This is a genomic window from Methylobacterium sp. UNCCL125, from assembly GCF_900116795.1.
GTDB lineage: Bacteria > Pseudomonadota > Alphaproteobacteria > Rhizobiales > Beijerinckiaceae > Methylobacterium > Methylobacterium fujisawaense.
In genome coordinates, this window is record NZ_FPBW01000021.1 from 56,013 (window position 1) to 77,678 (window position 21,666).

Annotated in this window: 21 protein-coding genes; 11 read left to right on the top strand and 10 right to left on the bottom strand. The window is 71.1% G+C overall.

What is annotated here, in order from left to right; all coding sequences use genetic code 11:
• Positions 1-127 precede the first annotated feature (127 nt).
• The gene (locus BM396_RS21065; protein WP_043352210.1) at positions 128-1,132 is read right to left on the bottom strand and encodes a GlxA family transcriptional regulator; all 1,005 of its coding nucleotides are present in this window, start codon (positions 1,130-1,132) and stop codon (positions 128-130) included.
• Entirely contained in the window at positions 1,129-1,689 is a 561-nt protein-coding gene (locus tag BM396_RS21070) for an isochorismatase family protein (RefSeq protein ID WP_043385188.1), read from the bottom strand. The genes BM396_RS21065 and BM396_RS21070 overlap by 4 nt, the downstream gene beginning before the upstream one ends.
• 120 nt (positions 1,690-1,809) lie before the next feature.
• Between BM396_RS21070 and BM396_RS21075 the strand changes: the two genes are divergently transcribed.
• From BM396_RS21075 to BM396_RS21085, 3 genes are all read left to right on the top strand, one after another.
• Positions 1,810-2,523 (top strand): SIR2 family NAD-dependent protein deacylase, encoded by a 714-nt coding sequence (locus tag BM396_RS21075; protein WP_043385190.1) that lies wholly within the window; start codon positions 1,810-1,812, stop codon positions 2,521-2,523.
• A 314-nt stretch (positions 2,524-2,837) separates the two neighbouring features.
• Positions 2,838-3,065, top strand: a complete 228-nt coding sequence (locus BM396_RS21080) for a hypothetical protein (protein ID WP_043352204.1) — start codon at positions 2,838-2,840, stop codon at positions 3,063-3,065.
• A 311-nt stretch (positions 3,066-3,376) separates the two neighbouring features.
• A complete protein-coding gene (locus BM396_RS21085; protein ID WP_043385316.1) occupies positions 3,377-4,156 on the top strand; it encodes a DUF1194 domain-containing protein in 780 nt (259 codons plus the stop codon).
• A gap of 151 nt (positions 4,157-4,307) precedes the next feature.
• Here BM396_RS21085 and BM396_RS21090 read toward each other — a convergent pair whose 3' ends face one another.
• The 5 genes from BM396_RS21090 to ispG all read right to left on the bottom strand — a co-directional run bounded on the left by BM396_RS21090 (position 4,308) and on the right by ispG (position 12,052).
• Complete coding sequence (locus BM396_RS21090; protein WP_043385193.1) at positions 4,308-4,691, bottom strand: hypothetical protein; 384 nt, start codon at positions 4,689-4,691, stop codon at positions 4,308-4,310.
• A gap of 75 nt (positions 4,692-4,766) precedes the next feature.
• A complete protein-coding gene (locus tag BM396_RS21095) occupies positions 4,767-7,097 on the bottom strand; it encodes a xanthine dehydrogenase family protein molybdopterin-binding subunit (RefSeq protein WP_043385197.1) in 2,331 nt (776 codons plus the stop codon).
• Positions 7,094-7,573 (bottom strand): (2Fe-2S)-binding protein, encoded by a 480-nt coding sequence (locus BM396_RS21100; RefSeq protein ID WP_043385201.1) that lies wholly within the window; start codon positions 7,571-7,573, stop codon positions 7,094-7,096. Before BM396_RS21100 ends, BM396_RS21095 begins: the two co-directional genes overlap by 4 nt.
• 708 nt (positions 7,574-8,281) lie before the next feature.
• Positions 8,282-10,300 (bottom strand): potassium transporter Kup, encoded by a 2,019-nt coding sequence (locus BM396_RS21105; RefSeq protein WP_043356352.1) that lies wholly within the window; start codon positions 10,298-10,300, stop codon positions 8,282-8,284.
• A 429-nt stretch (positions 10,301-10,729) separates the two neighbouring features.
• The gene (gene ispG, locus BM396_RS21110; RefSeq protein ID WP_170861860.1) at positions 10,730-12,052 is read right to left on the bottom strand and encodes a flavodoxin-dependent (E)-4-hydroxy-3-methylbut-2-enyl-diphosphate synthase; all 1,323 of its coding nucleotides are present in this window, start codon (positions 12,050-12,052) and stop codon (positions 10,730-10,732) included.
• Positions 12,053-12,434: 382 nt separating this feature from the next.
• Between ispG and BM396_RS21115 the strand changes: the two genes are divergently transcribed.
• The 8 genes from BM396_RS21115 (at position 12,435) to deoA (ending at position 19,102) form a co-directional block, all read left to right on the top strand.
• On the top strand, positions 12,435-13,559 hold the full coding sequence (locus BM396_RS21115) for a patatin-like phospholipase family protein (RefSeq protein ID WP_043385206.1): 1,125 nt from the start codon (positions 12,435-12,437) through the stop codon (positions 13,557-13,559).
• A 61-nt stretch (positions 13,560-13,620) separates the two neighbouring features.
• Positions 13,621-14,175 (top strand): glutathione peroxidase, encoded by a 555-nt coding sequence (locus BM396_RS21120; protein WP_043385209.1) that lies wholly within the window; start codon positions 13,621-13,623, stop codon positions 14,173-14,175.
• Positions 14,176-14,233: 58 nt separating this feature from the next.
• Entirely contained in the window at positions 14,234-14,869 is a 636-nt protein-coding gene (locus tag BM396_RS21125) for a sigma-70 family RNA polymerase sigma factor (RefSeq protein ID WP_043385212.1), read from the top strand.
• A gap of 103 nt (positions 14,870-14,972) precedes the next feature.
• Positions 14,973-15,731, top strand: a complete 759-nt coding sequence (locus BM396_RS21130) for an anti-sigma factor (protein ID WP_043385215.1) — start codon at positions 14,973-14,975, stop codon at positions 15,729-15,731.
• A 100-nt stretch (positions 15,732-15,831) separates the two neighbouring features.
• Complete coding sequence (locus BM396_RS21135; protein WP_051976160.1) at positions 15,832-16,260, top strand: cytidine deaminase; 429 nt, start codon at positions 15,832-15,834, stop codon at positions 16,258-16,260.
• Entirely contained in the window at positions 16,253-17,077 is an 825-nt protein-coding gene (locus BM396_RS21140) for a purine-nucleoside phosphorylase (RefSeq protein ID WP_043385217.1), read from the top strand. The genes BM396_RS21135 and BM396_RS21140 overlap by 8 nt, the downstream gene beginning before the upstream one ends.
• Positions 17,070-17,801, top strand: a complete 732-nt coding sequence (gene deoC / locus BM396_RS21145; protein WP_043385220.1) for a deoxyribose-phosphate aldolase — start codon at positions 17,070-17,072, stop codon at positions 17,799-17,801. Before BM396_RS21140 ends, deoC begins: the two co-directional genes overlap by 8 nt.
• Positions 17,802-17,803: 2 nt before the next feature.
• Complete coding sequence (gene deoA / locus BM396_RS21150; RefSeq protein WP_043385321.1) at positions 17,804-19,102, top strand: thymidine phosphorylase; 1,299 nt, start codon at positions 17,804-17,806, stop codon at positions 19,100-19,102.
• Between the two features lie 57 nt (positions 19,103-19,159).
• On the opposite strand, the gene BM396_RS21155 is transcribed toward deoA, so the two are convergent.
• The 3 genes from BM396_RS21155 to dnaJ form a co-directional block, all read right to left on the bottom strand.
• Positions 19,160-19,480, bottom strand: a complete 321-nt coding sequence (locus BM396_RS21155) for a hypothetical protein (protein WP_043357856.1) — start codon at positions 19,478-19,480, stop codon at positions 19,160-19,162.
• Between the two features lie 109 nt (positions 19,481-19,589).
• Positions 19,590-20,228 carry a class I SAM-dependent methyltransferase gene (locus BM396_RS21160; RefSeq protein ID WP_043385223.1) on the bottom strand — a complete coding sequence of 213 codons (639 nt, stop codon included), beginning with the start codon at positions 20,226-20,228 and terminating at the stop codon, positions 19,590-19,592.
• A gap of 139 nt (positions 20,229-20,367) precedes the next feature.
• The gene (gene dnaJ, locus BM396_RS21165) at positions 20,368-21,516 is read right to left on the bottom strand and encodes a molecular chaperone DnaJ (RefSeq protein WP_043357852.1); all 1,149 of its coding nucleotides are present in this window, start codon (positions 21,514-21,516) and stop codon (positions 20,368-20,370) included.
• Between the last annotated feature and the right edge of the window lie 150 nt (positions 21,517-21,666).

Sequence of the window (21,666 nt, forward strand, 5' to 3'; positions counted from 1 at the left end):
AGGAGGGCACAGCCATCCGGCGGGGTCCAGAGCGTGGTCGGGGGATCCCAAAGGGCTCACCCCTTGGGCAGGGGTTCGGGGGCGGTGCCCCTGAGGCCCCAGGGCTCCGCCCTGGACCCGCGAAAGGTCACGGACCTTTCGAAACCAAGATTTGGGTTCGGAGATTCGAGGGCGCGGCGTCGTGGAACTGACGCCAGACCCGCCGCATGTGGCGGGCCGAGCCGAAGCCCGCGCGGTCGGCGACCTGCTCCAGGGCAAGGTCGGTCTGGGCGATCAGGTCCCGGGCCAGCGCGATCCGGGCGCGGTTGACCGCGTCGGTCACCGTCATTCCGGCATGGACCCGGAACAGCCGGGCGAGGTTGCGCGGGCTCGCCCCGGCGAGGCGGCCGAGGATCTCGGGGGACCAGGCGCGGGCGGGTTCGGCGGTGATCGCGTCCTGGGCGCGGTGCACCACCGGGTGCAGGTGGCTGCGGCCTTCGAGCCAGGGTGAGAGCTGCGGGTCGTCGGGGCCGCGCCGCATGTAGACCACCAGGGTCCGGGCCGCCGCCAGCGCCGCGGCCGGGCCGGCCCATTCGGCGACGAGATGGAGCATCAGGTCCACGCCCGCGGTCACGCCGGCGCTGCTGAACCGGTCCCGGTCCTGCACGAACAGCCTGTTCTCCAGCACCCGCGCCTGCGGCGCCAGGGCGGCGAGCCGGGCGCAGCTCGCGTGATGGGTGGTGCAGGCATAGCCGTCGAACAGGCCGGCCCGGGCCGCCAGCAGCGTACCGTCGCAGACCGTCACCAGGGTGTGGCCCGGCCGGACCGCGCCGCGCAGCCAGTCGACGATCCGCGCTTCGGCGGCGCCCTCGTCCGGATCGGCCTCGCCGCCGAGCACCCGGGCCGACGCGCCCGGCACGAGCACCACGGTACCCGGCGCGATCGCCTCCGGCAGCGGCTCGGTGCCGCCGAGATCCAGACCGATCGAGCAGCGGGTGCGCGCCCGCGGCGCCACGTAGCGCACCGAGAACGCGACCCGCTCCTGAGCCGCCCCGGCGATGCGCAGGACCTCGACCGGTCCCGCGAGGTCGAGCAGCAGGGTGCGCGGCGGCAAGACCACGAGGACCGGGATGCGCCGCGCCGTCCCGCTCATGCCGCGACCGGCAAGTCCCGACCGGCGAGCGCCTGCTCCACCGTGGCGATGCGGGCGAAGCGGTCCACCAGCACCAGCTCGGTGCGGGCCTTGATGTCGTCCGCCGTGAACCGGCGTCCGGACGGATGGGTCATCGCGAAGGTCAGCGTCGCCTCGGTGACGTAATCCACCTGCCAGCCGCTGTCGGAGGCGTGGCGGGTGGTGGTCTCGCAGCATTGCTCGGTGCGGATGCCTGACACGATCAGGCGCCGTATGCCGTGCTGCGTCAGCCAGCCGGGCAGGCCGCTATCGACCAGGGCACTGTGCCGACGCTTGTGGAAGATCGCCGTCGGCGCGATCACGATCGGCTCCAGGGTGCGGACATGGCCGGAGGCGGCGGCGAAGGGACCGCTCTCGGCGAGGTGGAAGATCTGCAGGATCGGAATCCGGCGCGCCGCGGCACCGTCGATGAGCGTCTGCAGGCGCTCGGTGAAGGGCGGGACATCGGCGTCGTTCCAGAAGGGCCTGTGCCGGAAGGATTCCTGGACATCGATGACCAGCAGCGCAACATCGGACATTTCGTGTCTCCCGCTCGGTGAAGCGAGCCGCAGGATTCCTCGGCTTGACCCTGGGCGAAAGAAACCGCGCTGCCAGCCAGCGGACATATCCGGCCAATCTCCGGCGAGCAGGAGCACCGCATGACGGACCATCCCAGGACGATCTTCGTGCTGACCGGGGCCGGCGTCTCGGCCGAGAGCGGGCTCGGCACGTTCCGGGACCGCGGCGGGATCTGGGCGCGGTTCGACCCGATGCGGCTCGCCACCCCGGAGGCCTACGCGGCCGACCCCGACACGGTGCTCGACTTCTACGACCATCGCCGCCGCGGCGCGGTCGCGGCCGAGCCGAACGCCGCGCATGTCGCTCTGGCGCAGGCCGAGGCGCGGCTCGCCGCGCGGGGCGGGCGGCTGTTCCTGTGCACGCAGAACGTCGACGACCTGCACGAGCGGGCCGGCTCGCAGGCGGTCACTCACATGCACGGCGAATTGCTCAAGGCGCGCTGCTGCGCCTGCGGTGCGGTCACGCCGTGGCGCGCCGACCTGAGCCGGGCCGATCACTGCCCCGCCTGCGGCGCGTCGGGCCGGATGCGGCCGGACGTGGTCTGGTTCGGCGAGATGCCGATGCACCTCGACGCGATCGAGGCTGCGCTGGCCGGGGCGGACCTGTTCGTGGCCGTGGGCACGTCGGGTGCGGTCTACCCGGCGGCGGGCTACGTCCGGCAGGCCCGGGCGCTCGGCATCCCGACCTGCGAGGTCAACCTGGAGCCGTCCGACAACGCCGACGCCTTCGACGGGGCCCGGTACGGGCCGGCGAGCGCCGCGCTGCCGCGCTATCTGGCCGAACTCGGCCTCTAGGCGGGCCCGGGGGCGGCGGCGCGGGTCCATGAGGGTCCGTGAGAGTCCATGCGGGGACTCGGGACGGGCAACGGCCGGGTCCGACCGCGCGGCATTCGCGACCCGGTTTGCCAAGCTGTTGTGAGAACAGGATTTTTGGATCCGTGATCGCCCGGCTCCGGCCAGGATCAAAATCTTAAATGACGCGAATCACATCGGCGCGAGCTGTCAAGAACTGGTCGGGCAGTTGCCCACGGGTTACAACAGTCAAGCTCGGGATCGGCGTCGCGGCCTACCCGGGCGTTCGTTGAAGCCACAAGGGGAAGCAACTACCCATGCAGCACTTCACCGTAACCGACCGCGAGCGTGACACCGTCCTGGCGGCGCTGCGCTATTACCAGTTCTACCGGATGCAGGGTCATCCGTTCGATCCCCGCCAGGATCACCTGATCGACACCATCGCCGGCCGGGCCGGCGAGGCGCTGGACCTCGCCGAGATCGACGATCTCTGCGCCGGCCTGAACGGCAACCGGCACGCCCTCGCCGCCGCGGCGGCGGCCTAAGCACCTTCCGGGGCGGCCGAGGCCGTCCTCGACGACCCCGCGGCCGGCCCAGGGACGGGGCCGGAGGACGGGCCACCTCCGAGATGAGCGGGCTACCGCCGCCGGAGCGAATCCTCCTCACCGGGGCCGGGCTTCGCGCCCGCACGACACCCTGCCGACGCGCATCCGGGCCTGCCCGCAGCGCGTCGGTCCTATGGGCGGGGCCGCGCGGCGGCCCCCCCGAAAGGCCGGTTTCGCGTCCCGTCGAAACGTGGCCTAACGGATGCGCGACGGCCGCAGGGCCGCGCCTTCCGGGAGCGCCGAGGCCGATGATGCGGACGGGTTCGGGATGGATCCGCCGCGGCGCGCTGCGGGGCGCCGGCCTCCTGCTCCTCGGGCTGGCGCCCGCCAAGGCCGCCCCCGAGAGCGTCGCCACCGCGCTGGTCGTCTCGGTGGACGTGTCGCAATCCGTCGACGAATCCCGCTTCCGGCTCCAGATGGAGGGCATCGCGGAGGCCTTGGAAGATCCGTCGGTGATCGGCGCGATCACCGGCAATCCGGGCGGGATCCTGTTCGCGATGGTGACCTGGGCGGACCGGGCGAACCTCGCTGTCGGCTGGCGGCGGATCGCCAACCGCGTCGATGCTGCGGCGACCGCCGCCCTGGTCCGGGCCACGCCCCGGCAGGCCGGCGAGTTCACCTGCCTCGGCCAGATGTTCCGCACGGTGACCGACGCCGTGCTCCCGACGCTCCCGATCCCGGCCGAGCGCGTGGTGGTCGACGTCTCCGGCGACGGGATCGACAATTGCACCGACGCCGACAGCCTCGCGGAGGCGCATGCGGCGCTGCTCGCCACCGGCGCGACGGTCAACGGCCTGCCGATCCTGGTGCCGGGCGAGAACGACGTCGTCGGGGCCGGGGCCTATCGGGCGCCGGGCTACGGCCTGCTCCCGACCCCGCTGCCGCAGGAACGCACGAGCCTGGAGCAATGGTACCGCGCCCACGTCATCGGCGGCCCGGGGGCGTTCCTGCTGGCGGCCGCCGGTTACGGCGATTTCTCGCGGGCGTTGCGGCGGAAGTTCGTGATCGAGATCAGCGCGCTGGGCCGGTGAGGCGGCAAAGCCAGCCAGGGCTCACGTCGAACCCTTCCCCTCATCCTCAGGTGACCGCGCAGCGGGCCTCAGGATGAGAGAGGTGGCTTGGATCGATGCGGGAGCGGCCAGCCTCGCGCATCGAACCCGTCAGCCCGTTTTATGAAGTGCCTCAGGGTGTCCTCTTCAACTGCTGCTCGACGCGGGACAGGGCCGCCTCGCAGCCCTTGGCGTCACCCTTCGAATCGGCCGTGCGCGCCTCTTCGAGGGCGACCTGCGCCTGCTGGGCGGCATCCGCCCCCTGGCCGGCCTGGGCCGACTTTTCCGGCGGCGCCTCGGGGGATTCCTTCGCCCGCTGACCCTCCGTGCCGGTGACCCCCTCGCCGCCGCGCTTGGCGGCATTGCCCTGGCCGCTGGTCGAGGCGGAGATCGACTGCCTCATCTCGGACTGAACCCGCTTGGAAACGCTGTCGATCCGGTCGCCGCAGGGCGAGGCGAGGGCCGGGGCTGCCGTCAGGATCAGGGTCAGGCAGGCCGTCAGGGCGGGACGCATCATCGGGTCGGGTACTTTCCAAAAGAATGGGGCCGCAGGTTCCCCCTGCGGCCCCAACGTCTCGCGACGGGTGACGGTTCAGGCGCTCAGCTGATCGCGGATCGGCAATTGCCGGACCCGGCGGCCCGTGGCCGCGAAGATCGCGTTGGCGATCGCCGGCGCCACCGGCGGCACGCCGGGCTCGCCGACGCCGCCGAGCGGCCCGTCCCAATTGCCGGTCGGCACGAGGTGCACGCGGACCACCTTCGGGGCGGCGTCGATCCGGAGGACCTCGTAGCCGTCGAAGTTGTTCTGCACCGCCCGGCCCTGCTTGAAGGTGATCTCGGAGGTCAGGGCGAGCCCCATCCCCATGACCACGGCGCCTTCCATCTGCGAGCGGATGCGCTCCGGATTCACCTGCGGCCCGCAATCGACCGCGATGTCGATCGCCTTCACCTTCACCTGGCCCTTGTCGTCGACCTCCACCTCGGCCGCCACCGCCGTGTAGGTGACGAAGCTGTAGTGGCCGGCGATGCCGAGGCCGGTGCCCTTGGGCATCTGCCGCCCCCAGCCCGCGCCCTTGGCGGCCGCCTCGATCACGCCGCGCAGGCGGCCGGTCTCGATCGGGTAGCGCTTCGGGTCCTCGCCGTAGTTCCAGACGTCGCCGATCTCGGTCGGGCTGATCTTGCGATCGGGTCCGATGAGGTCGAGCAGGTACTCCTTCGGCTCGCGGCCGGCGGCGTGCGCCAGCTCCGACACGAAGGACTGGATCGCGAAGGCGTGCGGGATGTTCGACACCGAGCGGAACCAGCCGATGCGGACATGGGCGGCAGCCTCGGGGTTCTCCAGCCGCATGTTCGGGATGTTCAGCGGCGTGTTGACCAGCCCCATCCCGAGCTCGAACGGCAGCTCGTGCTTCGGATCGGGCGCGAAGATCGAGCCGATCGTCGGCGCCACCGAGCGGTGCAGCCACGCCACCGGCATGCCCTTGTCGTCGAGGCCGGCCTCCAGATGCTCCACCGAGATCGTGTGGTAGAAGCCGTGGTGCAGGTCGTCCTCGCGGGTCCAGGCGAGCTTCACCGGGGCGCCGCCCACGGCCTGCGAGCAGAGCGCCGCCTCGACCACGTAGTCGGGCTTCGACTTGCGCCCGAACCCGCCGCCGAGCAGCGTCACGTTCACCTTGACCTTGTCGTCGGGCAGCTTGAGCGCCTTCATCAGGCGGTCGTTGGCCGCCTGCGGACCCTGCGTGCAGGCCCAGGCCTCGCAGAACCCGTCCTTCACGCGGGCCACCGCGGCCGGGGGCTCCATCGGCGCCTGGGCGAGGTGGGGCACGAAGTACTCGGCCTCGACCCTGGTCTTGGCCTTGGCGAGGGCGCCGTCGACGTCGCCCTGCGTGCGCACGACCTTGCCGGGCTTGCGGGCCGCGGCCTCCAGCTCCTTGCGGAACGCGTCCGTGTCGTAGCCGGCGTTCGGACCGTCGTCCCAGGTGATCTTGAGGGCGTCCCGGGCCTTCAGGGCCGCCCAGGTGTTCTTGGCCACCACGGCGACGCCGCCGAGCGGCATGAACTCGGACGGGATCGTGCCGCCGTCGATCTTGAAGATCTTCACGACGCCCGGGACCTTCTTGGCCTCGCTGTCGTCGAAGGACTTCACCGTGCCGCCATAGACGGCCGGGCGCGCGACGACCGCGTAGAGCATCCCGTCGAGCTTGGTGTCGAGGCCGTAGACGGCCTTGCCGGTGGTGATGTCGAAATTGTCGATCAGCCCGACCTTGCCGGTGCCGATGTAGCGGAAGTCCTTGGGGTCCTTCAGCTTGACGTCGGTGGGCACCGGCAGCTCGGCGGCGGCCTGGGCCACGGCCCCGTAGCCGAGGGTGCGGCCCGACTTGGCGTGGGTCAGGGTGTGGTTGACCGCCGTCACCTCGGAGGCCGGCACGCCCCATTGCTTGGCCGCGGCCTGGATCAGCATCAGCCGCGCGGCGGCGCCGGCGTGGCGGAAGTGCTGGAAGAAGTGGCGGGTCGAGCGCGAGCCGTCGGTGTCCTGGTTGCCGAAGCGGGTCTCGTCACCCCAGGCCTGGACCACCTTCACCTTCGACCAGTCGGCCTCCAGCTCGTCGGCGACCGTGAAGGCCACCGAGGTCCGGATGCCCTGGCCCATGTCGGAACGGTGGTTGGTCACCGTGACGGTGCCGTCCGGCGCGATGGCGACGAAGATCTTCGGATCGTCGCGCCAGCCGTGCGGCATGCCGTCGGCGCCGAATTTTTGGGCCTTCTGCTCGGCGGTCTGGGTCTCGTCGGCTCGCGCCGGGCGCAGCGAGAGGGCCAGAACGAGAGCGCCGGCGCCGCCGAGGATCCCGCGGCGGCTGACATTGTCGAGGGCCGGCTTGGTGCCGGCGGCGAGCTGGGCGCTCATCTTCGCGTCGTGGATCACAGGCGCTCTCCCTTGGTGGCGGGCGCCGGCTGGCCGGCAGCCTGATGGATCGCGGCGCGGATACGCGGGTAGGTGCCGCAGCGGCAGATGTTGCCGCTCATCGTGTCGTCGATGTCCTGGTCGGACGGCTTCGGCGTGTCCTTCAGGAGCGCGGCGGCCTGCATGATCTGGCCGCACTGGCAGAAGCCGCACTGGGCGACGTTCTGGTCGCGCCACGCCACCTGCACCGGGTGGTTGCCGTCCGGCGACAGCCCCTCGATGGTGACGACCTCCTGGCCGGCGGCGGCCGAGACCGGGGTGATGCAGGCACGGGTCGCCGTCCCGCCGAGATGGATGGTGCAGGCCCCGCAGAGCGAGACGCCGCAGCCGAACTTCGTGCCGGTGAGCCCAAGTTCGTCCCGCAGGTACCACAGCAGCGGCATGTCGGGGTCGCCGTCGAAGCTGCGCGCAGCCCCGTTCACGGTGAGTTTGATCATCGTTGCGTCCTGTCTGGCGGCGCCGGAGCGGCGATCAGTCGGGTCTGAGCCGGGCCGGAGGCCAAGGCCGGATTTGCCGGCTAACGTTCACCGATGCGGCCGGGCCGCCGGGCTAACGCTCAAGCTCAGAATAATAAGTATTCTAAATCAGGCCTCGGGCCGGGCGCAACGCAGGGACGCGGCCGGTCATCCGCGAGTGGTTGCGCTCAGGACATGCCGCGTGCGGCGGCGCACATCGTCAGGGCGTGCGATCACAGGCAGCATGCCTCACGCGGGGCACGACGTGATCCACGACCGCGCGCACCCGGTGCGCGTGGCGTGCCGGGTGGCTTCGCTCCGCTCGCACAGGGAGCGCAGGGCCCTCGCTCCGCGAGACCTTGTCCGCGCCGATCGGACGCGCGTGGCCGTTCTACGGAATAGGAGAGCCGGCCCATGCCCGGGCTTTGCCCCCACCCGGGTGCCGGTCTCGTGGGCCGCGCTGACCTTGAGGTCGATGCCGGACCTCTGCATCGCTAAGTGGACGGCCCGCAGCGCATCGACGCCGGCCCCGAAATTGTTGCACGGCTCCTCGGGCCGGCCGATCGTGAAGCGGCAGATCCCGTGCCCGTCCGTGTCTTCCGGCGCTCGAGCCGGACCGCGCCGGGAATGTCCGCCACCGGCCCACGGATCGTCAGGACGCGCGCGCCGATGACCATGGCGGCGCGGCCCTCAGACCGTCACCTGCGTCCCCACCTCCACCACACGTCCGGTGGGGATCTGGAAGAAGTCCGTGGCGTCGTTCGCGTTCTTGGCGAGGGTGATGAAGATCCGGTCCTGCCAGAGCGGCATGCCCGAATGCGCCGCCGGCCGGATCGAGCGGCGCGACAGGAAGAACGACGTCGCCATGATGTCGAACTTGAAGCCCTGGCGGCGCAGCAGCACCAGCGTCTTCGGGATGTTCGGCGTCTCCATGTAGCCGAACTTCATCACGACCCGGTAGAAATGCGGGCCCACCGGCTCGATCCGCACCTTGTCGGCCTCGTTGGAGCGGGGCGTGTCCACCGTCTCGACGGTGAGGATCACGTTCTTCTCGTGCAGCACCTTGTTGTGCTTGAGGTTGTGCAGGAGCGCGGCCGGGGCGATCTCGGGATCGCTCGTCAGGAACACCGCGGTGCCGCGCACGTGGTGGGGCGGGCTCTTCTCCAGCATGCCGACCAGTTCCACGAGCGGCACGTCGGTCTTGCGGGTCTTGTTGAACAGGATCGTGACGCCCCGCACCCAGGTCCACATCAGGATGATGAGGCCGCCGGCGAGCAGCAGCGGCACGTAGCCCCCTTCCACCACCTTGATCAGGTTTGACAGCAGGAACAGGAACTCCAGGACGATGAAGGGCAGCATCACGGCGGCCGCCGCCACCGGCGACCATTTCCACATGCGCCACATCACCAGGAAGGTCAGCGAGGCGGTGAGCAGCATCGTGCCGGTCACCGCGATGCCGTAGGCCGAGGCCAGCGACGAGGAGGTCTTGAACAGCACCGCCAGCAGGACGACGCCCACCATCAGCAGCCCGTTGATCTGCGGCAGGTAGATCTGCCCGGCATGCGACTCGGAGGTATGGCGGATCTCGAGGCGCGGCAGCAGGCCGAGCTGGATCGCCTGCCGGGATAACGAGAAGGCGCCGGTGATCACCGCCTGGCTCGCCACCACGGTGGCGATCGTGGCGAGGATCACCATCGGCAGCAGGCCCCAGGCCGGCACCAGCTGGAAGAACGGGTCGGCGGTGTCGGGCTTCTCCAGCACCAGGGCCGCCTGCCCGAGATAGTTGAGGGCGAGCGCCGGGAAGACGAGGCCGATCCAGGCCAGCTGGATCGGCTTGCGGCCGAAATGGCCGAGATCGGCAAACAGGGCCTCGGCCCCGGTCACCGCCAGGAACACCGCGCCCAAGGCCACCAGCGCCCCGGTGCCATGGCCGAGCAGGTAGTTCACGGCGTGCCAGGGATTGACGGCGCGGAACACCTCCGGGTGCAGGCCGATATGCGGCAGTGCCGCCAGCGCCATGGCGAGGAACCACACGATGGTCACCGGCCCGAAGAAGGCCGCGACCTTGCCGGTGCCGCGGTTCTGCACGAGGAACAGCGCGACGATGATCACCACGGTGATCGGCAAGACGTAATCGTCGAGGGCGGGGGTGACGAGCTTCAGGCCCTCCACCGCCGAGAGCACCGAGATCGCCGGGGTGATCACCGCGTCGCCGTAGAACAGCGAGGCGCCCATCAATCCCAGCATGAACACGATGCGCGAGCCGCCCAGCGCCTTCCGGGCGAGCGCCATCAGCGAGAGGATGCCGCCCTCGCCGTTGTTGTCCATGCGCAGCAGGATCGCGACGTATTTCACCGTCACGATCATGAACAGCGCCCAGAGGATCAGCGAGACGGTGCCGATCACCTCCTCGGGCAACAGGATGCCGTCGGTCCGGGCCGGGACCAGCGCCTCGCGGAAGGCGTAGAGCGGGCTGGTGCCGATATCCCCGTAGACGACGCCGACGGAGCCGACGAGGAGCGTCCAGAAGCCGGCATGGCCGTGGCGCGTCTCCGCCTTCTCGGGGGCATCGAGGGTGCCGGAGGTCGCCGGCCCGTGCATGGGCGTCTGGCCGGTCGTCTCGTCGGACGCCGCGGCGGCCTCCCGCGCGGCGTCGGGCGCTGCGGGCGCGGGCTGGGCTGCTACGCCGGGTGCGAAGTTGTGGCTCATGGGGATGTCGGAAGCTCGGGCGTGGCCGGCGCTTCGCGGTTCGGCTCAGGGGCCAGTCGGGGCCGGGCAGAACACGCGAACACTCCGCCGAACCGTGCGGGCCGGCCACCGGGCCGACCGCTCGCGGGATCGTGTGGCCTTGCTATCATGCCCTCGTGCGGCCGGAAACCGTGTGCCTCTGCGAAGATCGCGGAGCTGGGTCTCGGTGCGATTCAGGTCCGAATGCGATGCGCCGGAGGCGCGACACGCTCGCATGCCGACCCGATGCGCCGATGGATCAAGCGCCTGAACCGACGCGGGTTCTTGTTTCCGGGCCCGCTCGCGGAGCCCCGGAATGCCGGTGCGGTCGGAGGCGTCCTCTCGGGCGAGGACCGACTTCACCGAGCCGCGACGGGAGCGGGCCGGGGGTGTTTACCCCCGCACCGCACCTCACTCGGCGGCGGTGCGCGTCCCGCCCTGCTGACCGAATCGGCGCTGGATGTAGTCGATCACGATCGTCTCGAAATCCTTGGCCAGCGTCGGGCCGCGCAGGGTCATGGCCTTCTTGCCGTCGATGAAGACCGGCGCGGTCGGGGTCTCGCCGGTGCCGGGCAGCGAGATGCCGATATCGGCGTGCTTCGATTCGCCCGGGCCGTTCACGATGCAGCCCATCACGGCGACGTTCAGCCCCTCGACGCCCGGATAGGACTTCTTCCACTCCGGCATGGAGGTGACGATCCAGTTCTGGATGTCCCGGGCGAGTTCCTGGAAGGTGGTCGAGGTCGTGCGACCGCAGCCCGGGCAGGCCGCCACCATCGGCACGAAGGTGCGGAACCCCATCGTCTGCAGGAGTTCCTGGCTGGCCTTGACCTCGACGGTCCGGTCGCCGCCGGGCTCTGGGGTGAGCGAGTAGCGGATCGTGTCGCCGATGCCCTCCTGGAGGAGCACGCCGATGGCGGCGGAGGCGGCCACGAGACCCTTCGAGCCCATGCCGGCCTCGGTGAGGCCGAGATGGATCGCGTAATCCGAACGGCGCGCCACCTCGCGGTAGACGGCGATCAGGTCCTGCACGGCCGAGACCTTGGCCGAGAGGATGATCTTGTTCTGCGGCAGGCCGAGTTCCACGGCGCGGTCGGCTGAGCTGATCGCCGAGCGGACCATCGCCTCGCGCATCACCGCGCGGGCATCGATCGGCCGCGGCGCCTTGGCGTTCTCGTCCATCAGGTGGGTGAGCAGCTCGCCGTCGAGCGAGCCCCAGTTGGCGCCGATCCGCACGGTCTTGTTGTGCTTGATCGCCTGCTCGATGATCGCCGAGAACTGGGTGTCCTTCTTGTCCTTGAAGCCGACGTTCCCGGGATTGATCCGGTACTTGGCGAGCGCCTCGGCGCAGGCCGGGTGGTCGGCGAGCAGCTTGTGGCCGATGTAGTGGAAGTCGCCCACCAGCGGGACGTGGACGCCGATCCGGTCGAGGCGCTCGCGGATCTTCGGCACCGCCGCCGCCGCCTCGTCCCGGTCGACCGTGATGCGCACCAGCTCCGAGCCGACCCGGGCGAGCTGGGCGACCTGCGCCACCGTGGCGTCGATGTCGGCCGTGTCGGTGTTGGTCATCGACTGGACGACGATCGGCGCGCCGCCGCCGACCGTGACCGCGCCTTCGCCCTCGCCGACCGTCACGCCGACGGTGCGGTGGCGCGGCGCGGGGCCGGCGATTTCCGGGCCGCCACCGGCCAGCGGGTTGTCGGCGGCAGGGCTTTCGGAACGGGTGGCTTCCATGACTTCCATCGTGGACCTTCGCGGGCGCGCCTCACGGGACGCCGGAGCCTGAGGGCTGCCGGGTCTGTCCCGGGACACGCTTCGCCGGAACTTCGGGGCTGTCGCGGGTTAGCTGCGGACGACCCGGCGCCGCGTCAAGCCGGCGCCACGCAGGACAGCATCGCGCATGACAGCATCGCGGCTGTCATGTCGTATCCGGGCGCGGATGTCGAGTTTGCTGCACGTCCGCGCGGCGTTTGCCTTCGGCGCCATCGGGATTTCGTCCGCCTCTGTTGCCGATTCGCTCGGGTCGGCGGGGGCGCGGGCCGCGGGCCGCAGGCACGGCCGACGGTTGATGCTGCAATGCAGCATCCCATCTAAGCGGCCGGACCAGGAGGCCGACATGAGCGAGCAATCCGGCGGCGAGCCGCACAATCCGGCCACCGCCGTCCCCGAGTCACCCGTCTCGGACGTGATCGAGGCGCAGTCCGCCCAGGGGTCGGGCCACGTGCTGGCCGGGCCCAAGGCGGAGAAGCCGGTGGCCCTGGCGCTGCAGGGCGGCGGTGCGCACGGCGCCTTCACCTGGGGCGTCCTCGATGCGCTGATCGAAGATGGGCGTCTGGGCTTCGAGGCGGTCACGGGGGCGAGCGCGGGAGCGATGAATGCCGTCGTCCTCGTGGATGGCTGGCTCAAGGGCGGCCCGGACGGAGCCCGCGAGGGTCTGGAGCGGTTCTGGCGCGAGGTCAGCCTCGACGGCGACCTGGGCCCGGCCCAGCGCAACTTCGTCAGCGGCCTGTTCAGCCTGTGGAAGGGCAATCCGGTGGCCGAGTTCTGGGCCAAGATGCTGGCGCCGAGCCCCTACGTGTCGAACCCGCTCAACATCAACCCGCTGCGCAAGGCGCTGGCCGAGCAGGTCGATTTCGACCGCCTGCGCGAGGCCGACACGGCGGGCCTGTTCGTCTCGGCCACCAATGTCTGGACGGGCAAGCTCGCGGTCTTCGAGCGTGAGCGGCTGACCCTCGATCACCTGATGGCTTCGGCCTGCCTGCCTACCGTCTTCCAGGCGGTGGAGATCGATGGCGTGCCTTATTGGGACGGCGGCTATCTCGGCAATCCGCCGCTCTACCCCCTGCATCGCGGCGCCCAGACCCGCGACATCGTGCTCGTGCAGATCAACCCCGTGGAGCGGCGGGAGACCCCGCGCACGGAGGCCGAGATCCGCGACCGGCTGAACGAGATCACCTTCAACGCCAACCTGATGCGGGAATTGCGGGCGATCGACTTCCTCGACGGGCTGATCGAGGAAGGCGTTCTCGGCCAGGGCCAGTATCGCCGGGTCCTGGTGCACCGCATCGACGGGACCGACGCTTTGGAGGACTACAACGCCGCCTCCAAGCTCGACGCCCGCTGGACCGTCTTCAAGCGCCTGCGCGACAAGGGCCGCGCCGCCGCGCAAGCCTGGCTCGCGGAGAATTATGACGCAGTCGGCCGAGACTGTACGGTCGACCTGCAGCAGGCATATCAATGAGGTGATCCCCCGTCCGACCTGGCCCGTTGCGGCCGCGGGACGTCCGAGCCGGAGACCTGCCATGACGCTGCTGCGCCGCGAGGCTCTCATCCTGATCGGTGCCGGCCTTGCCGGCACCGCCCGCGCCGCCGAGGCCATGCGGGCCACGGACTTCGCCTTCGAGACGCCCGAGGGCGCGCCGATGCCGCTCTCGGCCTATGCGGGAAAGCCGATCCTGGTGGTCAACACCGCCACGGCCTGCGGCTATGCCGGGCAACTCTCCGGGCTCCAGACGCTCTGGACGCGGTTCGGCGACCGGGGGCTCACGGTCCTGGGCGTGCCCTCGCCGGATTTCGGCAATCAGGAGCCGCTGGACGGCCGGGCCATCGCGGAGGCCGCCCGGAAGAATCACGGCGTCACCTTCCCGCTCACCGCCAAGACCCGGGTGAAGATGCCGGGCGCCCACCCGTTCTACCGCTGGGCAGCGGCCGAGCGCCCGGCCGAGACGCCGCGCTGGAATTTTCACAAGTACTTGATCGCCCGGGACGGCACCCTGGCGGCGGCCTTCGCCACGCAGGTCGAGCCGACGGATCCGCGGGTGATCTCGGGCATCGCGGCAGCCCTCGATCAGGCCTGACATCCGAGACCCGGCCGGCAGGCGGGATTAAAAGGCCGCTGCCTCGCGTTCACATCCCATGGCATCGGACAAGAACACGCGCCCGGACCTCCTCGACCTGATGGTGCCCCTGCGGCGCTACGCGCGTTCGCTGACCCGCGACGCGCTGCGGGCCGACGATCTCGTGCACGATACCCTGGTGCGGGCGCTGGAAATGCAGGGCACGCTCCGGCCCAACACCAATCTGCGCACCTGGATGATGACAGTGCTGCACAACGCCTTCATCGACGAGCAGCGTCGCCGGCAGGTCGAGGCCCGTCACGCCGACACGCTGGTGCGGATGACCGAGGACATGGCCCCGCCGGCCCAGGAGGGCCAAGTGCGCCTCGCCCAGATTCGGCAGGCGTTCCTCAAGCTGCCGGAGGAGCAGCGCGCCGCGCTCCATCTCGTCACGCTGGAAGGCATGGCCTACGCCGATGCGGCAGCCGTGCTGGGCATTCCGATCGGCACATTGATGTCCCGTCTCGGCCGCGGCCGGGCGGCCCTGCGGGCCTTCGAAGAGGGGACGCGGGCCGACCGGGCCTCCGGCGAAGGGGAACCGTCCCGGGCACCCGAGACGCGTCGCGGGCCACCCTCCACCCTCCGGCTCGTCGTGTCCGACGAGCCGAAAAACGGGTCCCACTGGCACCTCCGACGCGCCGTCGGCGAGAGCTGAGGACCGCGCCGACACAGGTCCGGCGCCCGCGGGCGCCGGTGCCGATTGAACGATTGCGACCGGCGGATCGCCTCCGGGCACGCTGGATTCGAGGACTTTCACGATGATCGATCCGATCACAGACGACGATCTCATCGCCTTCGTCGACGGGCAGATCGACCCGATGCGCCGTCTCGACGTCGAGGCCCATCTCGCGGCCAACCCCGAGGCCGCGGCCCGGGTGATGGCCGAGATGCACGATCGCGACGCCCTGCGGGCCTGTTTCGAGCGCGTTCCCGGGCCCGGGCCGGACCGGAACGTCGTTCTGGCGCGTCGCTTCGACCGGAATTTGCGCTGGCGCCGGGTCGCCTCGCGCCTGAAGCGGGCCGCGGCCATCGCGGTGCTCGTGGGGGCGGGCTGGCTCGCCCATGACGAGATCGGCCGCTTCGGCGTTCCCGACACCCAGGCGGCGACGCCGGACCCGGCCCTGATCGCGGATGCGCGCCAAGCCCGGGTCGTCGCGCAGCTGCGCAAGAGCATGGGCGGCCAAGCCGACGATCCGGTCTACGACCGGCCGCGCCTGCGCTCGGCGACGGGCATCGATCTCCCGGCCCTGCCGGATGGCTGGCGCGTCCGCGACATCCAGGTCTTCCCCGCCCGGCACGGCACCGGGATCGAGGTCGCCCTGGAGGCCGGTCGGTTCGGCGAGGCGTCGCTGTTCGCAACCCGTGGCATCCGCGGCGGTCCGACGACACTCACCGGCTCGGATGACGGCGACGTCGTGTCGTGGAATGCCGGCGACACGGCCTACGCCCTGAGCGGCCCGCGGGACGACACGGATCTCCGGCAGGCGGCGCGCCTCCTCGGCGCGGCGATCCGCTGACGGCGTCCCGGCGGCACCCGGCCGGAGGGCGCTGACCCCGCCCCGGCCCCCTCGACAGGCCCCCTCGACAGGGCGCCCCGGCGGGTGCCAAAGATCGGCCATGCAGGCCGCGGATTCAGCACGGGACGATGACGGGCTCGCCGCCCTGTTCGAGGCCGCCCGGACGGTGCGTGACCGGGCGCATGCGCCCTATTCCCGCTTCCCGGTCGGTGCGGCGCTCCGCGACGAGCGCGGCGTCATTCATGCCGGCTGCAACGTGGAGAACGCCGCCTACCCGGTCGGGACCTGCGCGGAGGCCGGAGCGATCGCCGCCATGGTGGCGGCCGGAGGCCGGCGCATCGCGGCGATCCTGGTCTGCGGCGACGGCGTCGGCCTGGTGACGCCCTGCGGTGCCTGCCGCCAGCGGATCCGCGAGTTCGCCGGACCGGACACGCCGATTCATGCCGCCGGACCGGGCGGCGTCGCCCGCAGCTTCACCTTGGCGGAGCTGCTGCCGGAATCCTTCGGCCCGGAGACGCTGGGTGAGTGAGGCGGCTGCCTGCGACGCCCTGCGCGACGCCGGTTTCGCAGGACCCTACGCCTGCGCGGTGGTCACCGGCACCGGCCTCGGCGGCATCGCCGCCGCCCTCACGGATGCCATCGTCCTCGACTACGCGGCGATTCCCGGTTTTCCGGGGCCGGGCGTCAGCGGTCACGGCGGCCGGCTGCACCGCGGTCGCCTCGCTGGGCGGCCGGTCCTGATCTTCGAGGGGCGGGCCCACGCCTACGAGCGCGGCGATCCGGCGGTGATGCGGGTGCCCCTCGCTTGCGCCCGGCACCTCGGCGCCCGGCGTCTGCTGCTCACCAACGCCTCCGGATCGCTGCGGCCTGGGACGGGGCCGGGCAGCCTCGTGCTGCTCGCCGACCACATCAACCTGTCCGGCCTGAACCCGCTGATCGGCGAGGCCAGCGACGCCCGGTTCGTGCCGATGACCGCGGCCTACGATCCGGAGCTGCGGACGCGGCTGCGCGCGGCGGCGGCGGCCTGCGGCCTGCCCCTGGGGGAGGGGATCTACGCGTGGTTCTCCGGCCCGAGCTTCGAGACGCCCGCGGAGGTCCGGATGGCCGGCATCCTGGGGGCCGACCTCGTGGGCATGTCCACGGTGCCCGAGGTGATCCTCGCCCGGTTCCTCGACCTGCCGGTGGCGGCGGTCTCGGTGGTGACGAACCTCGCGGCCGGGATCGCCGGGGGGGCGCCGCACCACGCGGAGACGAAGGCGGTGGCGGCGCGGGCCGCGGAGGATCTCGGCCGCCTGATCCGGGCCTTCGTGGCCCATCTGCCCGATGGAGAGACCGCCGATGACTGAGTCCGAAGCCGGCGCGGTCGCCCGCCGGGCCCTGCCGCTCCTCGACCTCACCGATCTCGGCGAGACCTGCACCGAACCCAGGATCGACGCCCTCTGCCGGGACGCGAAGCGCGGCGGCGTCGCGGCGATCTGCGTCTGGCCGCGCTTCATCGAGCAGGGCGCGCGGGCGCTCGCGGGCACCGGCATCCGGATCGCCACGGTGATCAACTTCCCGGACGGTGGCGAGGATTGCGCCCGCGCCACCGACGACACCGCCGAGGCCCTGCGCGACGGGGCGGACGAGATCGACCTCGTCCTGCCCTACCGCGCCCTGTTGCGGGGCGAGGCGGCGATCGCCCGCGACATGGTGGAGGCGGTGCGCGACACCTGCGGATCCGCGATCCTCAAGGTGATCCTGGAAACGGGCGAGCTCGCCGATCCCGATCGGATCCGGGAGGCCAGCCGGATCGCCCTGGAGGCGGGCGCCGACTTCCTGAAGACCTCCACGGGCAAGAGCGCGGTCTCGGCGACGCCGGAGGCTGCCGAGGCGATGCTGGATGAGATCCGGGCGAGCGGCCGGCCCGCCGGCCTCAAGGTCTCCGGCGGCCTGCGCAGCATCGCCGACGCAGCCACCTACCTGGCTCTTGCCGACCGCCTCATGGGTCCCGCCTGGGTGAGCCCCAAGACCTTCCGGCTCGGGGCGAGCAGCCTGTTCGCGGCCTTGATCCAGGCCCGGGAGTCGTGAACGTGCGGCTGCCTCAGGAGACGATCCGGGCCAAGCGCGACGGCCTTCCCCTCGACCCGGAGGCGATCGACGCTTTCGTCCGTGGCCTCACCGACGGCACGGTGGGGGAGGGGCAGGCGGCGGCTTTCGCCATGGCGGTGTTCTTCCGCGGGCTTTCCCTTCCGGAGCGGGTGGCCCTGACCCGCGCGATGGCCGAGTCGGGCCGTGTCCTCGCCTGGGATCTGCCGGGGCCGGTCCTCGACAAGCACTCGACCGGCGGCGTCGGCGACGCGGTGAGCCTGCCGCTGGCGCCGATGGTCGCGGCCTGCGGCGGCTACGTGCCGATGATCTCGGGGCGCGGCCTCGGCCATACAGGCGGGACGCTGGACAAGCTCGGCAGTATTCCGGGCTATGACGCGACGCCCGGATTGGACGCGTTCCGCAGGGTCGTCCGGGACGTCGGCTGCGCGATCATCGGCCAGACCGCCGACCTCGCCCCGGCCGACCGGCGCCTCTACGCGATCCGCGACGTGACCGGCACGGTCGAGTCCCTCGACCTGATCACCGCCTCGATCCTGTCGAAGAAGCTCGCCGCCGGGCTCGACGGGCTGGTGATGGACGTCAAGCAGGGGGGCGGGGCCTTCATGGCGACGCTGCCGGAGGCGCGGGCCCTGGCCGAGAGCATCGTCACGGTGGCGGAGGGCGCCGGCCTGCGCACCGCCGCGCTGATCACCGACATGGATGCGCCGCTGGCCAGTGCGGCCGGCAACGCCGTCGAGGTCGCCTACGCGATCGCGTATCTGACAGGCGACCGCCGCGAGCCGCGCTTCCACGCGGTCACGCTGGCACTGGGAGCTGAGATGCTGGTCGTCGGCGGTCTGGCGCCGGACCGCGACAGCGCCGCCGAGCGACTGGAGCAGGCGCTCGCGTCGGGCCGGGCGGCCGATTGCTTCGCCCGCATGGTCACGGCTCTCGGCGGGCCGGGTGATCTGCTGGAGAGGCCGGCAACCTATCTGCCCGCGGCGCCGGTGCGGCGGCCGGTCCACCAGGAAGGGACCGTTGCGGCGGTCGCCACACGGGCTTTGGGCCTGGCGGTGATCGGGCTCGGTGGCGGGCGGACGCAGCCGGGGGACTCGATCGATCCGCGTGTGGGCTTCACGGATCTCGCCGGCCCCGGTGCGTCCGGTGGCCTGCTGGGGGTCGTCCACGCCGCCGATGAGGCCTCGGCGGATCGCGCGGAGGCTGCCTTGCGCGTCGCCTACCGGATCGGCGACGCGCCGTCGGAGCGGCCGCCCGTCATCGAACGGGTGAGGGCGGCATGAGGGCCGGCATGAGGGCCGGCGCGCGCCCCGCCTGAGCGAGACGCACGCCGTCAGTGCTTACCAGCGGCCGTAGCCGTGGCGATGGCCCCAGCCGCCGTGATGGTGGTGACGCGGGCCGAAGCCATGGTTGCGCCAGCCGTAATGGCGTCCCCGTCCCCAGCCGCCATGATGATGATGGCGCGGACCGAAGCCATGGTGGCCCCAGCCGCCGTGACGGGGACCGTAGCCGTAGCCATACTGGACGGTGTGGATGTCCCCGCTGTCAGCCTGAAGCCCGGCGTCGAGGCTCAGCGGAGCGGCCATGGCCGGGGCCGCAAAGGCCAGCCCGCCGAAGGCAAGGGCGGCTGCAAAGCGGGTCCGTGCAGTCTTGGTGAACATCGGCGCTTTCCTGTTCCACGCCGGCCGCGTTGGCGCGTCCGGCCGTGTCTCAGGTATGTGCCTTTCAAGTTGACGCAAACGTGACCTGTTCGCTCAGGCCGTGTTCATGTCAGGGTCGGCGATAGACCCAGACCCGGGCCGGGGGCAGGTTCAGCCAGACCCGGTTGGAACGGTCGGCGGTATAGCTGCCGGCTTCGCAACGGGCCGGGATCGGCGGCACGACCGCGTAGGTGAACTGCACGAACGGAGCCCCCGGCCGCATCAGGTCGTGGGCGGTGTTGAGCAGGTCCAGCCGCTGCTCCAACGGCTTGGTGAACAGCGGCAGGCTCGAGATCGTGGCCGCCGCGGGCTGCGTCAGCACGTCCTGAAGGCTCGCCCGCATGTTGTAGGCATCGCCCTGAATGACCCGCACACCGGGGAAGCGGTGGGTCAGGAGGCGGCAGAAATCGGGATTGAATTCCACGAGGATCAGGCACTCCGGCGCAACGCCGCGCCGGATCAGCGCTTCGGTCACGGGACCGGTGCCGGGGCCGAGTTCGACCACCGGTCCTTCCAGGCGCGGGTCGACATAGGCGGCCATGGTGCGCGCGAGCATCTTGCCCGACGGCGTCACCGCACCCGTGACGAGGGGCCGCTCGAGCCACGAACGCAGGAACCGGGCCTCGTCCTCCAGGGGGTCGCGCCGCGGCCCGAAAATCGCGCTCCTGCCGACAGGAGCCTTCGCGTTGGGACGGCGGAGCGGCGGCAAGTCCTGGATTCCTTGATGCCGAATGAGAATGAAAGGCTGAAGAACGGCGTTGTCTTACAGTCAAGGCGGCGCGTCGCCTAGGGTACCCAAGCCACGCCGGCCGCTTGCATAACGGGTCTTCCCAGGATTCGGATCCGGCTCACGGCCGGACCGCGCCCCCGAAGAAGTCCCGGACCTTCGAGAAGAAGCCGGCGGATTCGGGATGATTCTCCGGCGAGGCCGACTGATCGAACTCCTGGAGCAACTCGCGCTGGCGCTTGGTCAGGTTCTGCGGGGTCTCGACGAAGACCTGGATGTAGAGATCGCCGACCTCCCGCGAGCGGAGCACCGGCATGCCCTTGCCCTTGATGCGGAACTGCTTGGCGGTCTGCGTGCCCGCAGGGATGCGCACCTGCGTCTGCGAGCCGTCGATCACCGGCACGGTGATCTCGCCCGAGAGGGCGGCCGTCACCATCGAGATCGGCACCCGGCAGAACAGGTCGGCCCCGTCGCGCTGGAAGAATTCGTGCTGCTTGATCGACAGGAAGACGTAGAGGTCGCCGGCCGGCCCGCCGCGCAGGCCGCTCTCGCCCTCGCCGGCGAGCCGGATGCGCAGGCCGTCATCGACCCCCGCGGGCACGTTGATGGAGAGGGTGCGCTCGCGGTTGACGCGGCCCGCGCCCTGGCAGGACGTGCAGGGATCGTCGACGATCTCGCCGCGGCCGTGGCAGTTCGGACAGGTACGCTCGATGGCGAAGAAGCCCTGGGCGGCCCGGACGCGGCCGTAGCCCGCGCAGGTCGGGCAGGTCCGGGGCTTCGAGCCCGGCTTGGCGCCCGAGCCGTCACAGGCCTCACAGGTCACCGAGGTCGGGATCCGGATGGTCTCGGCCTTGCCGGTGAAGGCCTCCTCCAGGGTGATCTCGAGGTTGTAGCGCAGATCCGCCCCGCGCTCGCGGCCCGGTGTGCCGCCGCGCCCGCGCGCGCCGCCGCCGCCGCCGCGGCCGTCACCGAAGAAATTGTCGAAGATATCCGACATGAAGTCGCCGAACTCGTTGCCGAATCCGGGACCGCCGCCCCCGCCCTGGCTGAAGGCCGCGTGGCCGAACCGGTCGTAGGCGGCACGCTTCTGGCCGTCGGAGAGGCACTGATAGGCCTCGTTGATCTCCTTGAACTTGATCTCGGCGTCCTTGTCGCCGGGATTGCGGTCGGGATGAAAGGTCATCGCGAGCTTGCGGAAGGCGACCTTCATCTCGCTTTCCGTGGCGGTCTTGGTGACCCCCAGGATCTCGTAATAGTCCCGCTTCGACATCCCAACCCGTCTCCGGACAATCCATCCGCGCCCTGTCTCGGGGCGCGGCGCGGCCGCCTCGCAGGAGGCGTCCAGACGGCGCCGTGATCCCTGGACCCCGCCGCGCCGACGCCCGCCGCGGCGGGGCTTCGGGACGCGGGTTTGCGCAGG